Source organism: Thermodesulfobacteriota bacterium, from assembly GCA_026415035.1.
In the GTDB taxonomy this organism is placed as follows: Bacteria; Desulfobacterota; BSN033; order BSN033; family UBA1163; genus RBG-16-49-23.
In genome coordinates this window covers 1-18517 of the sequence record JAOAHX010000009.1, presented here as the reverse complement: position 1 = coordinate 18517, position 18517 = coordinate 1, and the positions used below count along the sequence as shown (strand labels likewise).

Below are 18517 nucleotides of genomic sequence, written 5' to 3'. Positions count from 1 at the left end.
TCGGTTTTATATTCCGAAGTAAGCGGACTTTACGTCCGGGTTCTCCATCAAGTCCTTGGAGCTCCCTTCCAGCACCGCCCCTCCATTTTCAAGGATGTACCCGTAGTGGACGATGGGGAGAACGGGACGGGCATACTGTTCCGAAATCAGGATGGTGATCCCGGTCTGGACATTGATGTCATGGATGGCCCTGGCGAGCATCACCTCCATCAGAGGGCTCAGACCCAACAGGGGTTCGTCGAGGAGAAGCAGTTTGGGTTGGGCCATCAAAGCCCTTCCGATGGCCAGCATCTGTTGTTCTCCGCCGCTGAGGAACCCCCCTTCTCTCCTTTTCAGCTTTACCAAGGGGGGAAAGATCGAAAAGACGTATTCGAGGGTCTTTCTGGCCTGGGTTTTGGAAGCCAGATAGGCGCCGATCTTGAGGTTTTCGAGGGCGGTGCTCTCGGCAAAGATCCGCCGCCTCTCGGGGCAGAGGATGATCCCCCTTTTGGCGCGTTCGCTCGGTTTCATCCAGGTGATGTCCGCCCCCTCGAATAGGATATTACCGAGGAGGGTGATCCGCTCCCCGCCCCTCATCTCCTCTTTCTTCTTGACGTCGAGGATGATCCCCGAAATGGTATACATCAGGGTCGATTTTCCCGCGCTATTGGCCCCGAAAATGCCCGTCACTTTTGCGGCCTCGCATTTTAGGTTGATGTTGTTAATGGCGAGGGCATTTTCGTAAAAGACCATGAGGTTTCTGACGTCCAGCACTTCGACCCTCCCCGTTCTTACCCTTTGGTTTTCTCCTGGGCGATCTTCCGTCTTTCTTCGCTCCGGATCTCCCGTCTCAGGAGCTTCCCGACCTTCGATTTGGGCAACATGTCCCTGAATTCGATATACTGAGGCACCTTATAGGGGGCCAAACGCTCCCGACACCACCGAATCAATTCCGAGGCGTCCACGCCCCTGGCATCTTCTTTGAGGACGACGATCGCCTTGATCCGCTCGCCGACCTTCGGATCGGGGACCCCGACCACACAGGCACCGATGACCGTGGGGTGATCCTGGAGGACCGCCTCGATCTCCGAGGCCGAGACCCGGTAGGCCTTATGCTTGATCACATCGGCGGAGCGCTCCACATAGTAGATGTTTCCATCCTCTCCGAGCCGGACATAATCGCCCATTCGATAATAGACCTGGCCATCGAGATTGACGTAAGCACGGCTCGTCTCCTCGGGCTTGTTCCAGTAATACTTCAGCGTATAGTCGGAGGTGACCAGGAGCTCGCCCACCTCTCCCACGGGAAGGGGCTCGAGCGTGTCGGGGTCGACCACCTTGCATTGTCTCGTTTTGAGGGGTTGCCCGATCGAGGAGAGTTCCGGCTCCCGGTCGAGACGGCTGTAGGTGACGTGGCCCGCCTCAGTGGATCCGTAGACCTGGTAGATGGAGATGCCCAGCAGTTCCTTCCACCTTTTGAAGACCTCGATGGGAAGCACATCCCCGCCGCAATAGCAGTATTTCAGGGAGCTCAGGTCGTATTGGTTCAACCGGTCGTTTTCGAGGATCATCCGGTAGAGGGCCGGGACTCCGAGGAACCACCGGACCCGGTATCTTTCGATGGCCTTCAGGATGGAGTCGACCTGGGGGACGGGCATGATGACCGTCGTATTGCCGTAATTGAGGCCGATGGCGACGAAGAGTCCCAGGGCCATGATGTGAAAGAGGGGATTGATGGCGATGTACGTATCCTTGCCCTCCTCGATATAGCCTCCCACCACATCCTCCATGATATCCCTCACGTAGGAGACCATCCCCATGTGGTTTCCGGGGACCCCTTTCGGAAAGCCCGTCGTCCCTCCGGTATAGAGGATGTAGGAGAGGTCGGTCCAGGGGTCGATCTCGACCCTCAATCTCTCTGGCCGTTGCCTGAGCAGATCTGTGAAGGAGTAGACATGGGGGCCCTTTTTTACGATCCCTTTTGGGATCTTGTCGAACAGATATCCCACGGCCCGTTTATAGAAGGGGAGGAGGTCAGCCAGGTTGGTGACGATGATCCTTTTTAGGCCGGTCTTCGGGAAGATGTCCTGGACGTAACCGAAGTTGGTATCGAGGCAGACGATCGTCTCGGCGCCCGAATCGTTGATCATGTATTCGATTTCGTAAGAGGTGTAGATGGGGGCCACCGGGACAGCCACCGCGCCGATCTTCTGGATTCCGAAAAAGGAGATGACCCATTGAACCGAGTTGGAGAGATAGAGGAGGACCTTGTCGCCCTTGCGAACGTTCAAACGGTGGAGGGCGGTGGCGAATCGATCGATCAGATCCCTCAGCCGGGCGTAGGTATATTTTTCACCCAAATAGATGACCGCGACCCGGTCGGGGTACTTCTCGCAGATCCTTTCGAATTGGGTAAAGACCAGTTCTTCTTTCATGGGTTTCGATCAGGCCTCGAACTTATAATCGAGGAGTTTTTCCGAACCTAAATAGGCCTCTTTCACCCTTTCGTCGGCCATCACCTCATCCGGCACCCCTTCGGTCAACTTCTCCCCGAAGTTGAGGACCATGACCCGGTTGGCCACCCGAAAGAGCTCTCGCAAGCGGTGCTCGATCATCACGAGGGTGATCCCATCCATCTGCAACTTTTCGATCAAGGGGACCATGCTGGCGATTTCGCTCATGCTGAGCCCCGAGAAGACCTCGTCACAGAGGATGAGATCGGGCTTCAGGGCGAGGCATCGGGCCAGCTCGAGCCGTTTGAGATACCCCGTGGGGAGGTTGGAGGCCAGCTTATACGGGACGAAGGAGTCCCTTTCGAATCCGATCTCTTCGAGGATGTCGATGCTGACCGTGGCCCGATCCCCGAGTTTACCGCCTCCCCGCCATCCCCCCGTCTTCCGGGCCCTCGGGGAGAAGAGGGGGATGATCAAATTTTTATAAGCCGGGAGGCTATAGTAAGGCCTCATGATCTGGAAGGTCCGGGTCAGACCGAGATTGGCGATCTTTTCGGGCGCTCGATTGGTGATGTCCTTTCCTTTAAAGAGGACCCTTCCAGAATCCATTTTGATGAACCCGGTGATGCAGTTGATGAGGGTCGTCTTTCCGGAGCCATTGGGACCGATGATCCCGAAAACCTCTCCCGGCTGGACTTGAAAGCTGACCTCCCTCACGGCCTGGATGCCGCCGAAGGACTTCGACACCTTGGTGACCTGAAGGATCGGCTCACCGTTCATACCTTGACCCACCTCTCGAATTGATGGTACTTCCGCTGCGCATAGACCATGAACCCCTCGCTCCGGAACAGGATGAAGGCCAGCAGGATGACGGAATAGAAGACGATCCGGAGGGTGCCGAAGGCGCGGAGGAGTTCGGAGATGGGAACGAGGATGAAGCACCCCAAAAGGGGACCCACCAGGGTCCCTCCTCCGCCGATGACCGTCGCGGCGATGGGAATGACCGAGTAGTCGAGGGCGAACAGGGAGATTCCGGCCACCATGTAGATATGGACGAAGTAAGCGCCTCCGAAACAGCCCAAGACGGAGGTGATGAAGACGGCCACCGCCTTGTAATAGGTGATGCTCAGCCCCGAGGCCCTGACCGCCTGATCGTTGTCTTTGATCCCACGAAAGACCAGACCGATGTCCTCGTTCACCAGGCGTCTCAATCCGAAGAGGGCGACGATCACCACGATCAGGATGAGATACTGTTCTAACCAGGGGTTGGGGAAACTGGCCACGCCAAGGATCCCGTCCGTGCCCCCCAGGATGTTGAGGGCCTCGATGATCCTGAAGATGATGAGGGGATACATAAGGGTGACGATCGCAAAGTAGACGCCCCGCAGGGGGAGGGCAGGGAGGATCAGAAGGGTGCAGAGCACCGCTCCGAGGAGGGTAGCCAGGGGAAGGGTGACCAGCGGAGGGAGGCCGAGCGATTTGTTTAAAATGGCCGCAAGGTATCCTCCCACCCCGATGAACAGGGAGCCTCCCAATGACACCAGCCCCACATAGTGGGCCAGAAAGTCGAAGCCCAGGGCCAAAAGTCCATAGATCCCCACGATGGAGATCACCCGGTTCCAGTATAGGGAGGGCATCAAGAGCGGGAGGAGAAGGATGCCGACGATCAAGGCCAGCCTCGGCAAGACCAAATAACTGATCTCCCCCAGGGAAGAGATGGCGTAGATGCCCTCGGTCCGGACTTTGATTCCCCTATCTAATCTCTCCTTCCGTCTCTCCATCACCCTTGCAGTTCCCTTTGTGGTTTTTCGTTCGACTTCTGGACGGTCAAAGGGTTTAGACCCGTTCCTCCAGCTCCTTCTGCTTTCCGAAGAACCCGGAGGGTCTGATGATCAACGTGATGATGATCGCCAAGATGGCCACCACCATATGGAAATGGGACTGGATATAGGCCACGGTGATGATCTGGAGAAATCCGATCATGAAGGCGGCCAGGATGGCCCCGACCCAACTGCCCAGGCCTCCCACGATACAGACGGCGATCGAGAGGATCAACACATTGTATCCGGCCTCCACGACGATGTTTCCAAGGGGGAGGAGGGTGATGGCCGCGATCCCGGAGAGGATCGATCCCAAGGCCATGGCGATCACCGCCATTCGGTCTGAATCGATCCCGAGCATCATGGCGGCATGTTCATCTTGGGCCATCCCCCTCAGCGCCAGGCCGGTCCGGTTGAAGTGGGTGAAAAGCCACATCAGGCCGACGACGACGATCCCGATCCCGATGATGAGGAGGCGCTGAAGATCGACGGGAATGGCGCCAATGGTCACGCTGCCTTCGATGAAGACCGGAAGCGTATAGGTCATCCCCTTGAATCCCCTCCAGCGCAGAAATTCGAGGATAGCCAGCCCCAGGGCATAGGTGGCGATGATTTCGGAGGTGGCCATCCCCCTCACCCGGATCAAGACGAACCGATAGATAGCAGCTCCCACGAGGCCCATGAGGCACAGGGCCAGAAGGATGGAGAGGATGTAATTCAATTTGAGCAGATGGACCAGGCTCCAGACGAGGAAGCCGGTGATCACATAGAGGGCCCCGTGGGCGAAGTTGGGCAGACGGCTGATGCCGTAGACGAAGGTGAATCCAATGGCCATCAGCGCCAGGGAGACGCTATTGATGATGCCGTAAACCAGGATGTCCATGGAAGATCGCCCTTATTTCTTCATCCAGGGGGGGAGCTTGATCTCGCCCATGGCGATCTTGGGCGGAAAGACCACCACCCTTTTGCCGGCCTGCCACTGGAAGATCGTCCCCACCGCGCCTTCCTTAGGGTCCACACTGGGGATGACCTGATGATTTTTAGGATTGAATCGGATTCGACCGTAAACTCCTTCCAGATCGGTCTTCTCGAGGGCGGCAACGATATCGTCCGATTTGAGGGATCCCGCCCTTTCGATGGCGTCTTTCAACACATAGGGGACCATATAGCTGGAGGAGGCCCCGTATCCTTCGGGCTCCAATCCATATTTTTTGGTGTAGGCTTCGACAAATTTCATGGTCCAAGGCGTCGCATTGGAGGGGGCATTGCCTGCGTTCACCACGCTGGCCATGCAGAACTCTCCCTTGCCTTCGGTGGCCTTCCAGAAGCCGGGCTGCTCCGCCGCCGCGATGATCGTCCCGAAGGGAAGGGCCGGGATCTTCAGATCGAACCATTGTTTGAGCAATACCGAGCTTTCCGGCATGTCCATGACGATGAGGATGACCTGGACATTCTCCCGTCTCGCCTTGAGCAACCCGACCGAGAAGTCCGTGGTGCCGGTGGGATAGATCTCCCTGCCAACGACCTCCCACCCTTTTTCACCGGCCAGCTTCGCCGTGAGATCGCCGGTTGCCCTGGCATGGGCCACGTCCTGAACCATGATGAAGAGGCGGTTCAAGCCGTGCTTTTCTTTGATCGCGGTCAATTTCGGGATGAACTCGCCGGTCACGAGCCAACCCACCTCCCCGGAGATCCTGAAGCAGTATTTGAATTTATCGTACTCGTCACCGACCCTTTTGTGATAGGCCGGGGTAAGGGCACCGGTGGAGAGGATCGACACTTTCTTATACTTCGCCAGCAGGTCCATGGCGGCCAGGGCGGCCTCTGAACGAGCCGGGCCACCGACGATGAAATCGGCGTTCTTTTCAAGGATGAGTTTCTCGACGACCAGGAGGGCATCGCTGACGGGCACGACTGGCTCAAGGTCTCGGGTGTCCATCACCTCCAGTTTGAATGGCCTCTTTTCCTTTCCCACCGTAACGCCACCGGCCGCATTGATCTCCTCGACGGCCAATCTCAATCCCTTCTCCGCGGTCCAGCCATAGAGAAAGGCTACCGGAAGAGGAGCGCCTAAGACGATGGGTTTCTGGGCGTGAGAAAGGGAAGATGTGAGTAAGAGGGCGAGACAAGCCAAGAGACAACACCATCCTTTTTTCATAACGACCTCCTTTCAATCCTTGTTTTATCCCCCCTTGCCTTCCTATGGTGAAAGAAACCCCTTTTTTAGGTGGTTAACGGACGTTCACCTTCTTTTCTTCACTATACGAGAGGAGACCTCCCTTGTCAAGAAGGCCGCCTCGGGGGCTTGGGTTGAAGCTCATCCGTTGAAGCTCATCCAAGGTGTTTAAGGGATTGCAACAAGTATGCCGCTGATCGCTTAAGTCGAAACGGAAAGGAAGTCGATGGATTGGGGGGCAAACCCGGGTCTGCCGGCCCCATTGGAGTTGAAAAAGCTCTTCCACCCTTTGAAAAAATTTTTCAATCAACCGTGGCCTTTGGAATTCATCCGGGGTTCGTTGGTGAGATTGTAAATCCTGAGCTTTTGCCGGAGGGTGGGTCTCGAAATGCCGAGGACCTCGCAGGTTTTTCCGAAATGCCACTGGGTTTCGTTGAGAACCCTAATGATGAGATCCTTTTCGAGACTTTTTAGGCTGACTTCCTTTGGGAGGGCAGGGGTGGGTCTGGGTTGAGGGGTGGGTTTCTGCCCCAGCAAAGGGGTGACGAATTCTTCGAGGATGACCTCCCCCTGAGTTTGTATCGCCGCATGGACGAGGACGTTCTCCAGTTCCCTCACATTTCCCGGCCAGTCATAATCCATCATCTTTCGGAGGGCTTCTCCTTCGACCTGTTTGATCTGTTTTCGCAATTCTCGGTTGATCTTTTTCAAGAAATGTTCCACCAAAAGGGGGAGGTCCGACTTCCGCTCCCTCAAGGGCGGGACCTTGATGGTGGCCACCTTGAGCCGGTAATAAAGGTCCTCCCTGAACGTCCCCTTTTCCACCATTTCACCAAGGTCTTGGTTGGTGGCCGCGATCACCCTGGCGTGGGATCGGATTCTCTTTTCTCCTCCCAACCGTTCGAACTCCTTTTCCTGGAGGAACCTCAGCAGTTTCGCCTGGAGCTCCAGGGGGATCTCCTCCACCTCATCGAGAAAGATGGTCCCTTGGCCGGCCAGCTCAAATTTCCCCCTCTTCAAGCTGGAGGCCCCGGTGAAGGCTCCTTTCTCATGGCCGAAGAGTTCGCTCTCGAGGAGGGGTCCGACAATCGTTGAACAGTTGATCGCCTGAAAGGGATGGTCTCGGTAAGGACTGTTGCAGTGGATGGCTCGTGCGATCAGCTCTTTGCCGGTTCCTGTTTCGCCATAGATGAGCACGGTCACCCGGTTTTCGGAGAGGACGCCGATGGCCTTGAAGATGTCCTTCATGGCCTTGCTTTTGCCGACGATCTTTCCTTCCTCAAAGGAGATCGGGGGGCCGACCTGAAGGGCCTGACCTTCCTCGGAGAGGAGGGTGGCCTTGAAGGCCTTGTAGATGGTCCGTTCCAACTCCTCCACATCAATCGGTTTCGGAATATAGTCGAAGGCCCCCAGTTTCATCGCCTGGATGGTGATATCCATGTCGTGGAAGGCGGTGATGATGATGATATTTTTACGCCCCTTCCGGACCATCTCCCGAAGCAGGTCCAGACCGTTCATGTCCGGAAGGCGAATATCGAGAATGATCACATGGGGGTCGAAGAGGGAACACTGCTGCAACCCCTCCATGGCATCCGGCGCACATCGGACCCTGTACCCTTTTTCGGAGAGGAACATATCGAGGGTCTCCAGAAGGGGGCGCTCATCGTCGATGATCAGGATTCTCTTTTCCATCATGGCTGTCTCCTCGCCGGGAGGACGGGGAGGTGGAGCCGAACGCTCGTCCCATGAGGGGATCGGGGGACCACGACAGCCGACCCTCCGTGAGCCTCCATAATCTTTTTGACATTCCACAGGCCGAGACCGGTTCCCTTCTTCTTTTTGCTGAAGAAGGGATCGAAGATGAAGGGGAGGTCCTCGGGACAGATCCCCGGGCCGTTGTCGTTCACCTCGATCTGGACGAAGGACCCCTCTGGTTCGGTGGGGTGGGCCACGACCTCGATCCAGCCTCCTTCCGGAACGGCTTCCACCGCGTTCAAAAGGACGTTGAAGAGGGCCTGAACCATCTTCTCGGGATCCAAGGGCAGAGGGGGCAGATCCTCATCCCATCGTTTTTGGACGAGAAGCCCCTTCTCCTTGATCTTGGCCTCCATGATTTCGAGGGAGCTTTCCAGGATGGAAGGGAGGCGAACGGGTTCGAGTTTCAACTTGATGGGCCGTGCGAAATCGAGCATTTCGTCGAGGATCCTCTCCAACCTCGAGATCTCGTGGACGATGATCTCCATCCGCCTCTTGTCGTTTCCGTCGAAGGCCATGTTCTTCAAGATGATCTGGCTGTTCATCTTCACCGACGAGAGGGGATTGCGGATCTCGTGGGCCAGAGAGGTGGTGAGTTGGCCGATGTGGGCGAGCCGTTCCGACTCCCGCATCCGTTTTTCCGCCTCGATCCTCTCGGTGATATCCCGGCAGATCCCTGCGATGGCCACCTCCCCCTGAAAGAGGATCCGTTTCACCTTGTTTTCCGTGGGGAAGAGGCTGCCATTTTTGTGGCGACGAAAATAGATATAAAGATCCTTCGTATCGACCCCGGCCATCCGGTCTTCGTAAAGCCTCCGGACGAAGGGGAGCGATTCGGGGGCGATGAGTTCCTCGTAGGGTTTCCCTAACATCTCCTCATAGGTATAGCCATGGAGATCGCAGAAGGCGGGGTTGGCAAAGACGATCCGACCCTTCTGATTGACAAAATATCCGTCATTGATCTCTTCCACGAGGACCCGGTATTTCGATTCGGACTCGGCCAGCTGCCTTGTCCGATTCTCCACCTCTCCCTCCAGGTTCTTGGCATACTCCCGGAGGTGTTTTTCGTGGAGCGCCTGGAAGTAGTTGCTGAACTTGGTGATGGTGTAGAAGAGCGTCTCGTTCAACCGTTTGAGGGCATGATGGAGGTCTTTCCCATCCAATTCATTGGGGAGGATCGGGAGGAGGACGGTGCGGTAGAGCTCGTAGGCGTTCTGGACCTCAGAGAGAGAGAACCCTCCCTCCAACCTCAGGTTGGTGATAAACTGGATGTGTTGATTGATTTTTGAAAAGTCACTGTGGATGAGGACGGCGAAGTTTGCCTCGTTGGCCATGGAGACGGTATAGAAGAGCTCATCGAGGGGTCGGCCCCGATAGCGGTCGCTCACCTCCGTGTGGAGGCGATGGACCCATTCCTCCACCATCCGGTTTCGATATTTACTCAGGATTTCGTGGAGATTCACGCCTGGAAATGTATCACGTTCCCTCGGGTCGGTCAAGGAGAAGAAGGCCTACCTTCCGACCGAAAGAAAGCCCGAATGTCGGAGGAGCTTTTCCTCCCTGACGATGAAGATCCGGGATTCCACACTGGGCCGATGGTCCCTGGCCGTATAGGTGATGGGAGGAATGAGGCCGCCGAAGACGACGTTCTGAAATCCCTCCAAGGCGAGCCTCACCTTCTCCCTCTGAAGCCCTTGTCCCTGGAGGGATCGGCCGAGCCCTTCGGCCATGACTTTTGCGGTCGCCCAACCCTCCACATAGGCAAGGGTATGGGTGTCGTAGGGATGCCATTTCTGATGGGCCTCTTTGATCTCGGCCATCCCGGGGACCTCTTCTCCAAAAGGGGCGATGGGCTGGACGCCCAGGATTCCGTCGATCGGGGAGAGCGTTTCATCGAAGGCCCTCATGCTGCAGATCCAACGCGTTTTCAGCTCGGATCTCTTGACCTCCTGAAGAAAGAGGAAGGCCTCCTTGGGGGTCATGTGGAGGTAGGCAAAGTCCGGTTGAAAGGTGAGAAGCGGAGGATAGAGGGCCGAAGATCTCAGAGAGGGGAGGTCCGGAACGAAGAGATCCGGGCCGATCTCCAGGCCCAGTCCCTTCGCATAGGCCTTGGCCCCATCGAGGAAGTATTGGACGGTCGGATCGGAGAACATCACGAAGGTGACCTTTGGCCTCCTCATTTTGAGGTCGGATCGGTCCGAGATGAATTTCATAGCGATCTTGGCGAGGTCAAGGGGGGTGGGCAAGGTCGAAAAGAGGTAGGCGATCTTCGTGGAATCGGCGAGTTGGAGCGGGAAGGAGCTCGTCAGCGTGGGAAGCCGGTGGTAATGGAGGTGGGGAAGAAGGGCCCATCCCGTCTCAGGGGAATACAGGTAGAGCATCGAAACCCGATCGGCCTCGTTCAATTTTCGAAAGGCGGCGAGGAACTCGGCCGGGTGGGAGGAGTCGTCGATCAAGAGGATTTCCAGTTTTTTCCCGTAGATGCCCCCTTTCTGGTTGATCCACTTGCTGGCATCGAGAAGCCCCCTGGCGAACTCTCTTCCAGAATCGCCCCAACGGCCCGCAAAGGGGATCATCGCCCCCACCTTGAGGGGGTCCTGAGAGGAGGCCAGCCCCGGCCCCACGGCCAAGACCAAGAGGAAGAGAAGGAAGATCGGGGTGAAGCATCGATTCATGGAATCCGAAAAACCGCCTTCGAAAACAGATCCTCCCCTCTGTGACGAGGGCCGGGAGAGGGGACTAAGTGGCCGAAGTATAGAGCACGGCTAAAATCTTGGTGATCTTGTTCTGGTGACACTGAACCCTGTGGGGGATCGTAGAGTCATAATAGATCGAATCTCCGGGGTAGAGAACGTCCGTGTGATTTCCAAGGATGACCTCCATCTCCCCTTCGAGGACGAAGATGAATTCCTCCCCCTCATGGACCGAGGTCTTGGTCGTGGGCACGGTTGCGGGTTCGAGGGTCACGATGAAGGGCTCCATGTGCCGGTCTTTCTTGTCAAATCCGAGGGATTCATAGGAATAGCCATACTTGACCCCGTCCTTGGAGGCGAAGCGGGAGACCTTTTTGCGCTCGTCCTTTCTCACGATCGTGAAGGGTTCCCCCTTCGTCTCCCCCCAGAAGTCCCCGACTCTGACCCCCAGGGCCGAGGCCAGTTTGATGAGGGTTCCGAGGGAGGGTGAGACCAGGTGGTTTTCCATCTGGGAAAGGAGGGCCGTTGAGAAACCCGTCAGGTCGGCCAAATCCTTTAAGGAAAGCCCCTTCCTCTCCCTCAGCTCTTTGATCTTCTCCCCAACCCGGACCTCTTCGGGCTCCCTTCTTTCTTCCTCCATATCCTCCCCCTCGACCAAAGAGAACCTTCCCCTCGGCGCAGGCCGGAAAGCCGGCCCGCTATCCCGTGGGGGGCAGCTCCTTTTTCACATATTCGGCACCGATCTGGATCGCCTTGATATTGGCTGGGATGAGACTATGGTACCGTTCGTCAAAGACCTTTTCGAGCGATTCGAAGACGGATGACATCTTGACCAACCCGGTCTTGGCGAGGAAGGCGCCGAGGGCGATCATGTTGGCCATCTTCGTAAAGCCATTCTGGTTGGCGATATCGTTGACCGGAACGGCCAGCAGATCGACATCGGTGCGGGTGACCTCTTTGAGATCGACCAGGGAGGAGTTAACCATCAATAATCCATTGGGCAACACCCTCAGCCCATATTTGAGAAGGGAGGGCAGGTTCATGGAGATGACCGCATGGGGACGCTGGACGATGGGAGAGCCGATCTCCCTGGAGGAGATGACCACCGTGCAATTCGCCGTCCCCCCCCTCATCTCGACCCCGTAGGTGGGAAGGTAGGTGACGTGCCTGCCCTCTCGCATGGCCGCATAAGCGATGAGGTTACCGATCGCCAAGACTCCCTGGCCGCCGAACCCCGCCACAATCACATCGTAATAGAAGGGTTGGGTGTCCATCGTTGAACCCAAAAACCGAAAATCAGAGTTCCTCCTTCGAATTTCATAAGTAATCGGCCATCTTCCTCTCTTTCAAGATCCCAAGGGGGAAGTAAGGGATCATCTGTTCTTCAACGCGTCTGTTGGCCTCAAGGGAAGAGAGCCCCCAGTTGGTGGGGCAGGACATCAGAACCTCTACGAAGGAGAATCCCATCCCATCGATCTGCATCTGGAAGGCCTTCCGGATCGCCTTTTTGGCTTTCATCAGATTGGCCGGGTTGTTGACCGCCACCCGGGCGACGAAGGCGCTCCCTTCGAGGGTGGCCATCATCTCGGCCATCCGGATGGGATACCCGTCGTAGGTGAAGTTCCTTCCGTAAGGGCTGGTCGTCGTCTTCTGGCCCAGGAGGGTAGTGGGCGCCATCTGACCTCCGGTCATCCCGTAGATTCCGTTGTTGGCGAAGATGAGGGTGATGTTTTCACCCCTGTTGGCCGTGTGGATCCCTTCGGCGATTCCGATGGCCCCGAGGTCCCCGTCGCCCTGGATGGTGAAGACGATCGCCTCCTTTCTGGCCCGCTTCACCCCCGAGGCCACGGCCGAGGCCCGTCCATGGGGCGCTTCGAGAACGTCGATGTCGAAATAGTCATACATGAAGACCGAGCACCCCACCGAAGCCACCCCAATCGTCCTCTCCCGGATTTTGAAATGATCGATCGCTTCCGCCACCAGGCGGTGGACGATACCGTGGTGACATCCCGGACAGAAATGGAAGGGGACATCGATCAAACAATCGGGACGTTTAAAGACGAGTTCCATTTTAAATCCCCCGTTGGCCTCCCCTCTCCGCGGTCGTTTCTCCTCCTTCATGAGGTCCGCCTGGTACTCTCTGGACTCCCGTTGTCTTTTCCTCCACCGAGCCCCATTTCGGCTCAGTAATATTTTTTTATCTCTCCCAAGATCTCCTCCGGAGGAGGTAACGCCCCAGGGGGCTTCCCGTAAAAATAAACCATAGCATCCCTGTCGACAGACAGCCTGACATCCTCTACCATCTGGCCCGTGTTGAGCTCGACGGTCAAAAATTTCTTGACCCGCTTTGAAACCTCAAAGAGCGCCTTTTCCGGATAGGGGAAGAGCGTGATGGGCCGGAAGAGCCCGACCCTCAGGCCCTCCTCCCTCGCCAGCTCCATTGCCGTTTTCGAAACCCTCGCCATACTTCCGAAGGCCACGAGGATGAGTTCCGCATCCTCGGTCAGGGCCGTTTCGAATCGGACCTCCTCCCGCTTCATCCTTTCGTATTTCTGATAGAGCTTCCAGTTATGCGCGGTGAGTTCCCCTTCCTGGAGGTAGAGCGATTTGATCCGGTTCGGCTTTCTTCCCTTGGCGCCCGTTAAGGCCCAATCCTTCGGCGGGAGATCCATCCCCTTCGGTCGATGGCGGATCAGGGGCTCTTTCATCTGGCCGATGAGGGCATCGCCGAGGATCATCGCGGGGTTTCGATACTTATCGGCGAGGTCAAAGGCCAAAAACGTGAGATCGTACATCTCCTGGACCGAAGACGGGGCTAGGACGATCATCCGGTAATCGCCGTGGCCCCCGCCCCGGGTCGCCTGAAAGTAGTCGCCCTGGGAGGCGGAGATCCCGCCCAGTCCTGGACCGCTTCGCGAGATGTTGACGATCACCACGGGCAGCTCGCTCCCAGCCATATAGGACAATCCCTCCTGCATCAGGGAGATCCCTGGACTGGACGAGGAGGACATGGCCCGGGCCCCTGTCGCCGAGGCGCCAAGCAACATGTTGATCGAGGCGATCTCGCTCTCGGCCTGGATGAATTCCCCTCCTAAGGGGGGGAGGTGCTTGGAAAGGTATTCCGGGATCTCGTTCTGTGGGGTGATGGGATACCCGAAGAAGAGGCGACACCCCGCATCGATGGCTCCCATGGCCACCGCCTCGTTCCCCCTGACCAGAATCTTTTCCAATTCTTTGCCCACGTTTTCGTCTCCCTATGCCTCGATCTCCCGATCTTCTGCCCTTTTCTTCTCCCTCCAGACGCGAATGGCCACATCCGGGCAGATCTCCGCACAGAAGGCGCAGCCCGTGCAGGAGCCGTTCTCCTCCCAAATGACGTAGAAATATCCCTGACGGTTGATCTCCTTGCCCACTTTGATCAACGATTTCGGGCACGAGATGGTGCAGAGGCCGCAGCCTTTACATCGTTCCTTGTCGATTTCGATTTTGCCGATCACGACCACACCTTATCGGAGGGGCTTTCGATCTCGTCTTCGGTAAATCCGATCTCCCTTGGTAGGGGATTGAGCAGAGCGGACCCACCCTAAAGATCTCGGGTTACACCGATGAGTCATTTTCCAATTTCGGTCGTTGGATTTCAAATGTTAAATGGCCCCCCGCTCTTTAAAGTGTTCGATCTCCTTTTCAGAATAACCTATCTCTTTCAACACCTCCATGGTATGTTCCCCTCGCTGGGGGGAGGGGAGAGGAGGTTCATAAGGAAAGAGAGAGGACTTGATGGGGTTGCCCACCTGCTGGAGTTTACCCTCGGTAGGATGGTCATATTCGATGAGCATCCTTCGGTAGAGCACCTGGGGATGCTCGAAGACCTCCTCGAGGGTCAGGATCGGTTCGCAACAGGCGTCGACCTCCTTGAAGAAATCGGTCCATTCCTTGAGCGTCTTGGTCTTGAAGAGGTCCTTGATCTCATGGATGATTCGGGTCTGCTCTTCCCCCTCGACGAATTGTTTGGGGATGAGTTCTGGCTTTCCGACCGCCTCGCAGAAGTTTTGCCAGAACTTCGGCTCCAGGGCCCCTAACGACATATACCTCCCATCTCGGGTCGGATAGACCTGATAGCAGGCATATCGGCCTGAGAGGTGCATCTCGCCTCTGACCGGGAGGAGGCGGTCCATGAGATATCTTCCGGCATGGATGGAAAGCCATGAGAGGACCCCATCGTGCATGGCGATGTCAAGGTGCTGGCCTTCGCCGGTCTTCTCTCGGTAAAGGGCAGCCGAGAGGATGGCGATGGCCGCCATCATCCCTCCGGCCCCGATATCGGCGATCTGGACCCCGGGGATGACTGGACCGCTCTCTTTCGTGCCCGTCAATTCGAGGATCCCTCCGAGACCGATATAGTTGATATCGTGGCCTGAGCGGTCTCGATAGGGACCGTCCTGTCCGTAACCGGACAGGGAGCAGAGGATCACCTTTGGGTTTTTCTTTTTAAGCGACTCGTATCCGACCCCGAGGCGGTCCATGACGCCAGGTCTGAAACCTTCGAGGACGATGTCGTAGGTTTGGATCAACCGGTAGAAGATCTCCCTTCCTTGTTCAGTTTTGAGGTTGAGGGTCATGCTCTTTTTGTTCCGGTTGAGGGCTGTAAAATAGGCGCTGTCCTTCCTTCGGACAGGTCCCATCGTCCGCATATAATCGCCTTGGTCTGGATCCTCCACCTTGAGGACATCCATTCCGAGATCGGCCAAGAGGAGGGAACAGTAGGGACCTGGTAAAAGTCTTGAAAGATCAAGGAGTTTTAAACCACTTAGGGGGCCCCTCGAGAGACCGCCTTTCGTTCCCATAGAATTCTATTAACATATTGTTTTTAAAAATAAAAGTCTATTGGCCTCCGGCCACCCTTCGCCCCCGAACGTTTTTTCAATCCCGACGGTTGAAGAAAAAATTCTTGACGAAGGTATTTAAGAATGGTATTGAATGAAAGCGATTTTGGGTGTAATTTCAGAAGTGAGGAGGGGGGTAAATGAAGAAGGTGGCCAAAAAAATCTCTAAAAAACCGACCCAGAAATCGGCCAAGAAACCTTTGAAGAAGGTCTCGAAACCCGCTGCCAAGAAGGTGTCAAAGAAGGAGACGAAGAAGGTTGCAAAGAAACCGATGAAGCCCTCCGTCCCCAAAAAGGGGGCAAAGACCGCTAAGCCCGCAGCGAAGAAGCCGGTCAAGAAAGTTGTTAAAAAACCGGCCAAGAAGCCCCTTAAGCCCCCATCCAAACGGGTTCAACCCCGACCGGTTTCGATTACCTTGCCCTCGGTCAAGACGTCGAAGAGACCCCTTTGGGTCCCTTCGGACGAGCAGGTTCAGAATTCCAACATGGCCCGTTTCATTCGCTATGTCAACGAAAGGCATCAGAAACAGTTCCGTTCGTATCCGGAACTTTATCAGTGGTCGATCGATTCGATTCCCGATTTCTGGGCCACCCTGTGGGAATTCCTGGAGATCAAGGCGTCGAAGAAGTGGGACCAAGTGGTCGATGATTTGAGCAAGTTTCCAGGGGCCACCTGGTTTCCCGGCGCAAGGCTCAATTTTGCCGAAAACCTCCTCCGTTACCGAGATGACCGGCTCGCCTTCATCTTCAAAGGGGAGACGCAGAAATATGCGACCCTGACCTACCGAGAACTTTACCATACGGTGGCCCGGTTGGCCAAATCTCTCCGGGAGCTCGGCATCCAACCCGGGGATCGGGTCGCCGGGTATATGCCCAACATGATAGAGACCGCGATCGGGATGCTTGCGGCAACGAGCATCGGAGCGGTCTGGTCCTCCTGCGCCACCGACATCGGCCCCCAGGCGGCTTTGGACCGGCTCGGACAGATCGAGCCGAAGGTCCTCCTTTCGGTCGACGGCTATTTCTACAAGGGCAAGGCCTTCAACACCCTGGGAAACGTGGCCGAGGTCGTCAAAGGGATCCCTTCGCTTCAAAAAGTGATCATCGTCTCCTACATGGGTGAACGGGCGGATCTCAGCGCCATCCCCAAGGCGGTCCACTATGAAGACTTTCTCTCCTCCGAGGCCGAACCCGAACTGGAATTCGAACAGCTCCCCTTCGACCATCCCGTCTTCATCATGTTCTCCTCTGGCACGACCGGAAAGCCAAAGTGCATGGTCCAAGGGGCCGGTGGGATTTTGATCAACCATCTGAAGGAGCTGGTGCTCCACAGCGATCTCAGGCGGGAAGACAAGGTCTTTTACATCACCACCTGCAGCTGGATGATGTGGAACTGGCTGATGAGCACCCTCGGCGTGGGAGCCACCCTCGTCCTCTACGATGGCAACCCCAACTACCCGGATGCCTATGCCATGTGGAGGATGGTCGAGCAGGAGAGGATCACCTTCTTCGGCCTGAGCGCAAGCTACATCAACTATCTCAGAGGCGAAGGCGTTCAACCCGGGAAACATTGCGATCTCTCCTCCCTGAGGGAGATCTCTCAAACCGGCTCCGTCCTCTCCGCCGAGGGGTTCGAGTGGGTCTATCGGGAGGTGAAGAAGGATCTCCACTTTAACTCCATCTCCGGTGGCACGGATATCAACGGGTGTTTTGCCATCGGAAGCCCGATCCAGCCAGTCTATGCCGGAGAGCTTCAGGGGCCCGGGCTGGCCATGAAGGTCAAGGCCTACGACGAAAACGGAAAGCCCATCTGGGACCAGGAGGGCGAGCTGGTCTGCGAGGCCCCCGCGCCCTCGATGCCCCTCTACTTTTGGAACGACCCGGATGGTTCGAAATATAGGGCCGCTTACTTCGAACACTACCCCGGGGTCTGGCGTCATGGCGACTACGTGGTGATGCACAGCGACACGGGAGGGATCACCTTCTACGGCCGCTCCGATGCCGTGCTGAAACCATCGGGGGTTCGAATCGGCACCGCCGAGATCTACAACGTCGTCGAGAAGATCGAAGGGATTGCCGACAGCCTGGCCATCGGCCAGAACTGGGAGGGCGATCAGCGGATCATCCTCTTCGTCAAGCTCGCCCCGAACGTGGAGCTCACCGAGGAGCTGAAGAATACCATCCGGAAGGCGCTTCGGGAACAGGCCTCCCCCCGCCATGTCCCCGCTATCATCATGGAGATGCCGGAGGCGCCCTATACGATGAACATGAAGAAGGTGGAGAGCGCCGTGACCAACATCATCCACGGAAGGCCCGTCACCAACCGGGACGCCCTGATGAATCCGCAGGTGCTCGACTACTTCGAGAGCATCGTCCCCGAACTGCAGAAGTAAAGAAGGACTCAGGGATTCGAAGCGTCGAGGATTCGGGAGGACGCTAACTTTGCTGCAACCTTGATGGCTTGGATCATGCTTTCGGGGTTGGCGCGCCCTTCGCCCGCTTTGCCAAAGGCCGTCCCGTGGTCCACCGAGACTCGGATGATGGGTAGGCCACAGGTGATGTTGACCCCAGAGATGGATCCCCAAGTTTTGGTCGTGTCATCGTATTGGAAGCCGATCAACTTCATTGGGATATGGCCTTGGTCGTGGTACATGACGACCACCAGGTCATATTGTCCCCCTCTCATTTTTGGGAACACCGTGTCGGGAGGGAAGGGTCCTTCGACGTTTAGGCCTTCCATTTTGGCCCTTTCGATGGC

General features: G+C 56.5%; 17 protein-coding genes. 1 reads left to right on the top strand and 16 read right to left on the bottom strand.

Going from position 1 to position 18517, the window contains the following annotated elements:
• Positions 1–6 precede the first annotated feature (6 nt).
• From N3G78_07090 to N3G78_07020, 15 genes are all read right to left on the bottom strand, one after another.
• On the bottom strand, positions 7–753 hold the full coding sequence (locus tag N3G78_07090; protein ID MCX8117676.1) for an ATP-binding cassette domain-containing protein: 747 nt from the start codon (positions 751–753) through the stop codon (positions 7–9).
• Between the two features lie 17 nt (positions 754–770).
• Positions 771–2414, bottom strand: coding sequence for an AMP-binding protein (locus N3G78_07085; GenBank protein MCX8117675.1), 1644 nt, complete (start codon positions 2412–2414; stop codon positions 771–773).
• A gap of 9 nt (positions 2415–2423) precedes the next feature.
• A complete protein-coding gene (locus N3G78_07080) occupies positions 2424–3212 on the bottom strand; it encodes an ABC transporter ATP-binding protein (protein MCX8117674.1) in 789 nt (262 codons plus the stop codon).
• Complete coding sequence (locus tag N3G78_07075) at positions 3209–4213, bottom strand: branched-chain amino acid ABC transporter permease (GenBank protein MCX8117673.1); 1005 nt, start codon at positions 4211–4213, stop codon at positions 3209–3211. Before N3G78_07075 ends, N3G78_07080 begins: the two co-directional genes overlap by 4 nt.
• 55 nt (positions 4214–4268) lie before the next feature.
• Positions 4269–5135, bottom strand: a complete 867-nt coding sequence (locus N3G78_07070; GenBank protein MCX8117672.1) for a branched-chain amino acid ABC transporter permease — start codon at positions 5133–5135, stop codon at positions 4269–4271.
• Between the two features lie 12 nt (positions 5136–5147).
• Positions 5148–6410: an ABC transporter substrate-binding protein gene (locus N3G78_07065; protein MCX8117671.1), complete on the bottom strand. Its 1263-nt coding sequence runs from the start codon at positions 6408–6410 to the stop codon at positions 5148–5150.
• Positions 6411–6734: 324 nt separating this feature from the next.
• Positions 6735–8120, bottom strand: a complete 1386-nt coding sequence (locus tag N3G78_07060) for a sigma-54 dependent transcriptional regulator (GenBank protein ID MCX8117670.1) — start codon at positions 8118–8120, stop codon at positions 6735–6737.
• The gene (locus N3G78_07055) at positions 8120–9646 is read right to left on the bottom strand and encodes a PAS domain S-box protein (GenBank protein ID MCX8117669.1); all 1527 of its coding nucleotides are present in this window, start codon (positions 9644–9646) and stop codon (positions 8120–8122) included. Before N3G78_07055 ends, N3G78_07060 begins: the two co-directional genes overlap by 1 nt.
• Before the next feature lie 48 nt (positions 9647–9694).
• Positions 9695–10858: an ABC transporter substrate-binding protein gene (locus N3G78_07050; protein ID MCX8117668.1), complete on the bottom strand. Its 1164-nt coding sequence runs from the start codon at positions 10856–10858 to the stop codon at positions 9695–9697.
• Positions 10859–10922: 64 nt separating this feature from the next.
• Positions 10923–11516, bottom strand: coding sequence for a cupin domain-containing protein (locus N3G78_07045; protein ID MCX8117667.1), 594 nt, complete (start codon positions 11514–11516; stop codon positions 10923–10925).
• A 58-nt stretch (positions 11517–11574) separates the two neighbouring features.
• Positions 11575–12150, bottom strand: a complete 576-nt coding sequence (locus tag N3G78_07040) for a 2-oxoacid:acceptor oxidoreductase family protein (GenBank protein ID MCX8117666.1) — start codon at positions 12148–12150, stop codon at positions 11575–11577.
• A gap of 43 nt (positions 12151–12193) precedes the next feature.
• Positions 12194–12946, bottom strand: coding sequence for a thiamine pyrophosphate-dependent enzyme (locus N3G78_07035; GenBank protein MCX8117665.1), 753 nt, complete (start codon positions 12944–12946; stop codon positions 12194–12196).
• A 113-nt stretch (positions 12947–13059) separates the two neighbouring features.
• Positions 13060–14118: a 3-methyl-2-oxobutanoate dehydrogenase subunit VorB gene (locus tag N3G78_07030; protein ID MCX8117664.1), complete on the bottom strand. Its 1059-nt coding sequence runs from the start codon at positions 14116–14118 to the stop codon at positions 13060–13062.
• Between the two features lie 12 nt (positions 14119–14130).
• Positions 14131–14370, bottom strand: coding sequence for a ferredoxin family protein (locus tag N3G78_07025; GenBank protein ID MCX8117663.1), 240 nt, complete (start codon positions 14368–14370; stop codon positions 14131–14133).
• A gap of 150 nt (positions 14371–14520) precedes the next feature.
• Positions 14521–15720 carry a CoA transferase gene (locus N3G78_07020; protein MCX8117662.1) on the bottom strand — a complete coding sequence of 400 codons (1200 nt, stop codon included), beginning with the start codon at positions 15718–15720 and terminating at the stop codon, positions 14521–14523.
• Between the two features lie 179 nt (positions 15721–15899).
• Between N3G78_07020 and N3G78_07015 the strand changes: the two genes are divergently transcribed.
• Positions 15900–18152: an acetoacetate--CoA ligase gene (locus tag N3G78_07015; protein ID MCX8117661.1), complete on the top strand. Its 2253-nt coding sequence runs from the start codon at positions 15900–15902 to the stop codon at positions 18150–18152.
• A gap of 8 nt (positions 18153–18160) precedes the next feature.
• On the opposite strand, the gene N3G78_07010 is transcribed toward N3G78_07015, so the two are convergent.
• Positions 18161–18517: 4-hydroxythreonine-4-phosphate dehydrogenase PdxA (locus tag N3G78_07010; protein MCX8117660.1), on the bottom strand; the 357-nt coding region annotated here is incomplete at its 5' end.

Excerpts from the sequence above, each read along its gene's own strand:
- N3G78_07060 (MCX8117670.1), bottom strand. The coding sequence starts at position 8,120 with ATGGAAAAGAGAATCCTGATCATCGACGATGAGCGCCCCCTTCTGGAG.
- N3G78_07040 (MCX8117666.1), bottom strand. The coding sequence starts at position 12,150 with ATGGACACCCAACCCTTCTATTACGATGTGATTGTGGCGGGGTTCGGC.
- N3G78_07045 (MCX8117667.1), bottom strand. The coding sequence starts at position 11,516 with ATGGAGGAAGAAAGAAGGGAGCCCGAAGAGGTCCGGGTTGGGGAGAAG.
- N3G78_07080 (MCX8117674.1), bottom strand. The coding sequence starts at position 3,212 with ATGAACGGTGAGCCGATCCTTCAGGTCACCAAGGTGTCGAAGTCCTTC.
- N3G78_07035 (MCX8117665.1), bottom strand. The coding sequence starts at position 12,946 with ATGGAACTCGTCTTTAAACGTCCCGATTGTTTGATCGATGTCCCCTTC.
- N3G78_07070 (MCX8117672.1), bottom strand. The coding sequence starts at position 5,135 with ATGGACATCCTGGTTTACGGCATCATCAATAGCGTCTCCCTGGCGCTG.
- N3G78_07020 (MCX8117662.1), bottom strand. The coding sequence starts at position 15,720 with ATGGGAACGAAAGGCGGTCTCTCGAGGGGCCCCCTAAGTGGTTTAAAA.
- N3G78_07050 (MCX8117668.1), bottom strand. The coding sequence starts at position 10,858 with ATGAATCGATGCTTCACCCCGATCTTCCTTCTCTTCCTCTTGGTCTTG.
- N3G78_07015 (MCX8117661.1), top strand. The coding sequence starts at position 15,900 with ATGAAGAAGGTGGCCAAAAAAATCTCTAAAAAACCGACCCAGAAATCG.
- N3G78_07065 (MCX8117671.1), bottom strand. The coding sequence starts at position 6,410 with ATGAAAAAAGGATGGTGTTGTCTCTTGGCTTGTCTCGCCCTCTTACTC.
- N3G78_07085 (MCX8117675.1), bottom strand. The coding sequence starts at position 2,414 with ATGAAAGAAGAACTGGTCTTTACCCAATTCGAAAGGATCTGCGAGAAG.
- N3G78_07075 (MCX8117673.1), bottom strand. The coding sequence starts at position 4,213 with ATGGAGAGACGGAAGGAGAGATTAGATAGGGGAATCAAAGTCCGGACC.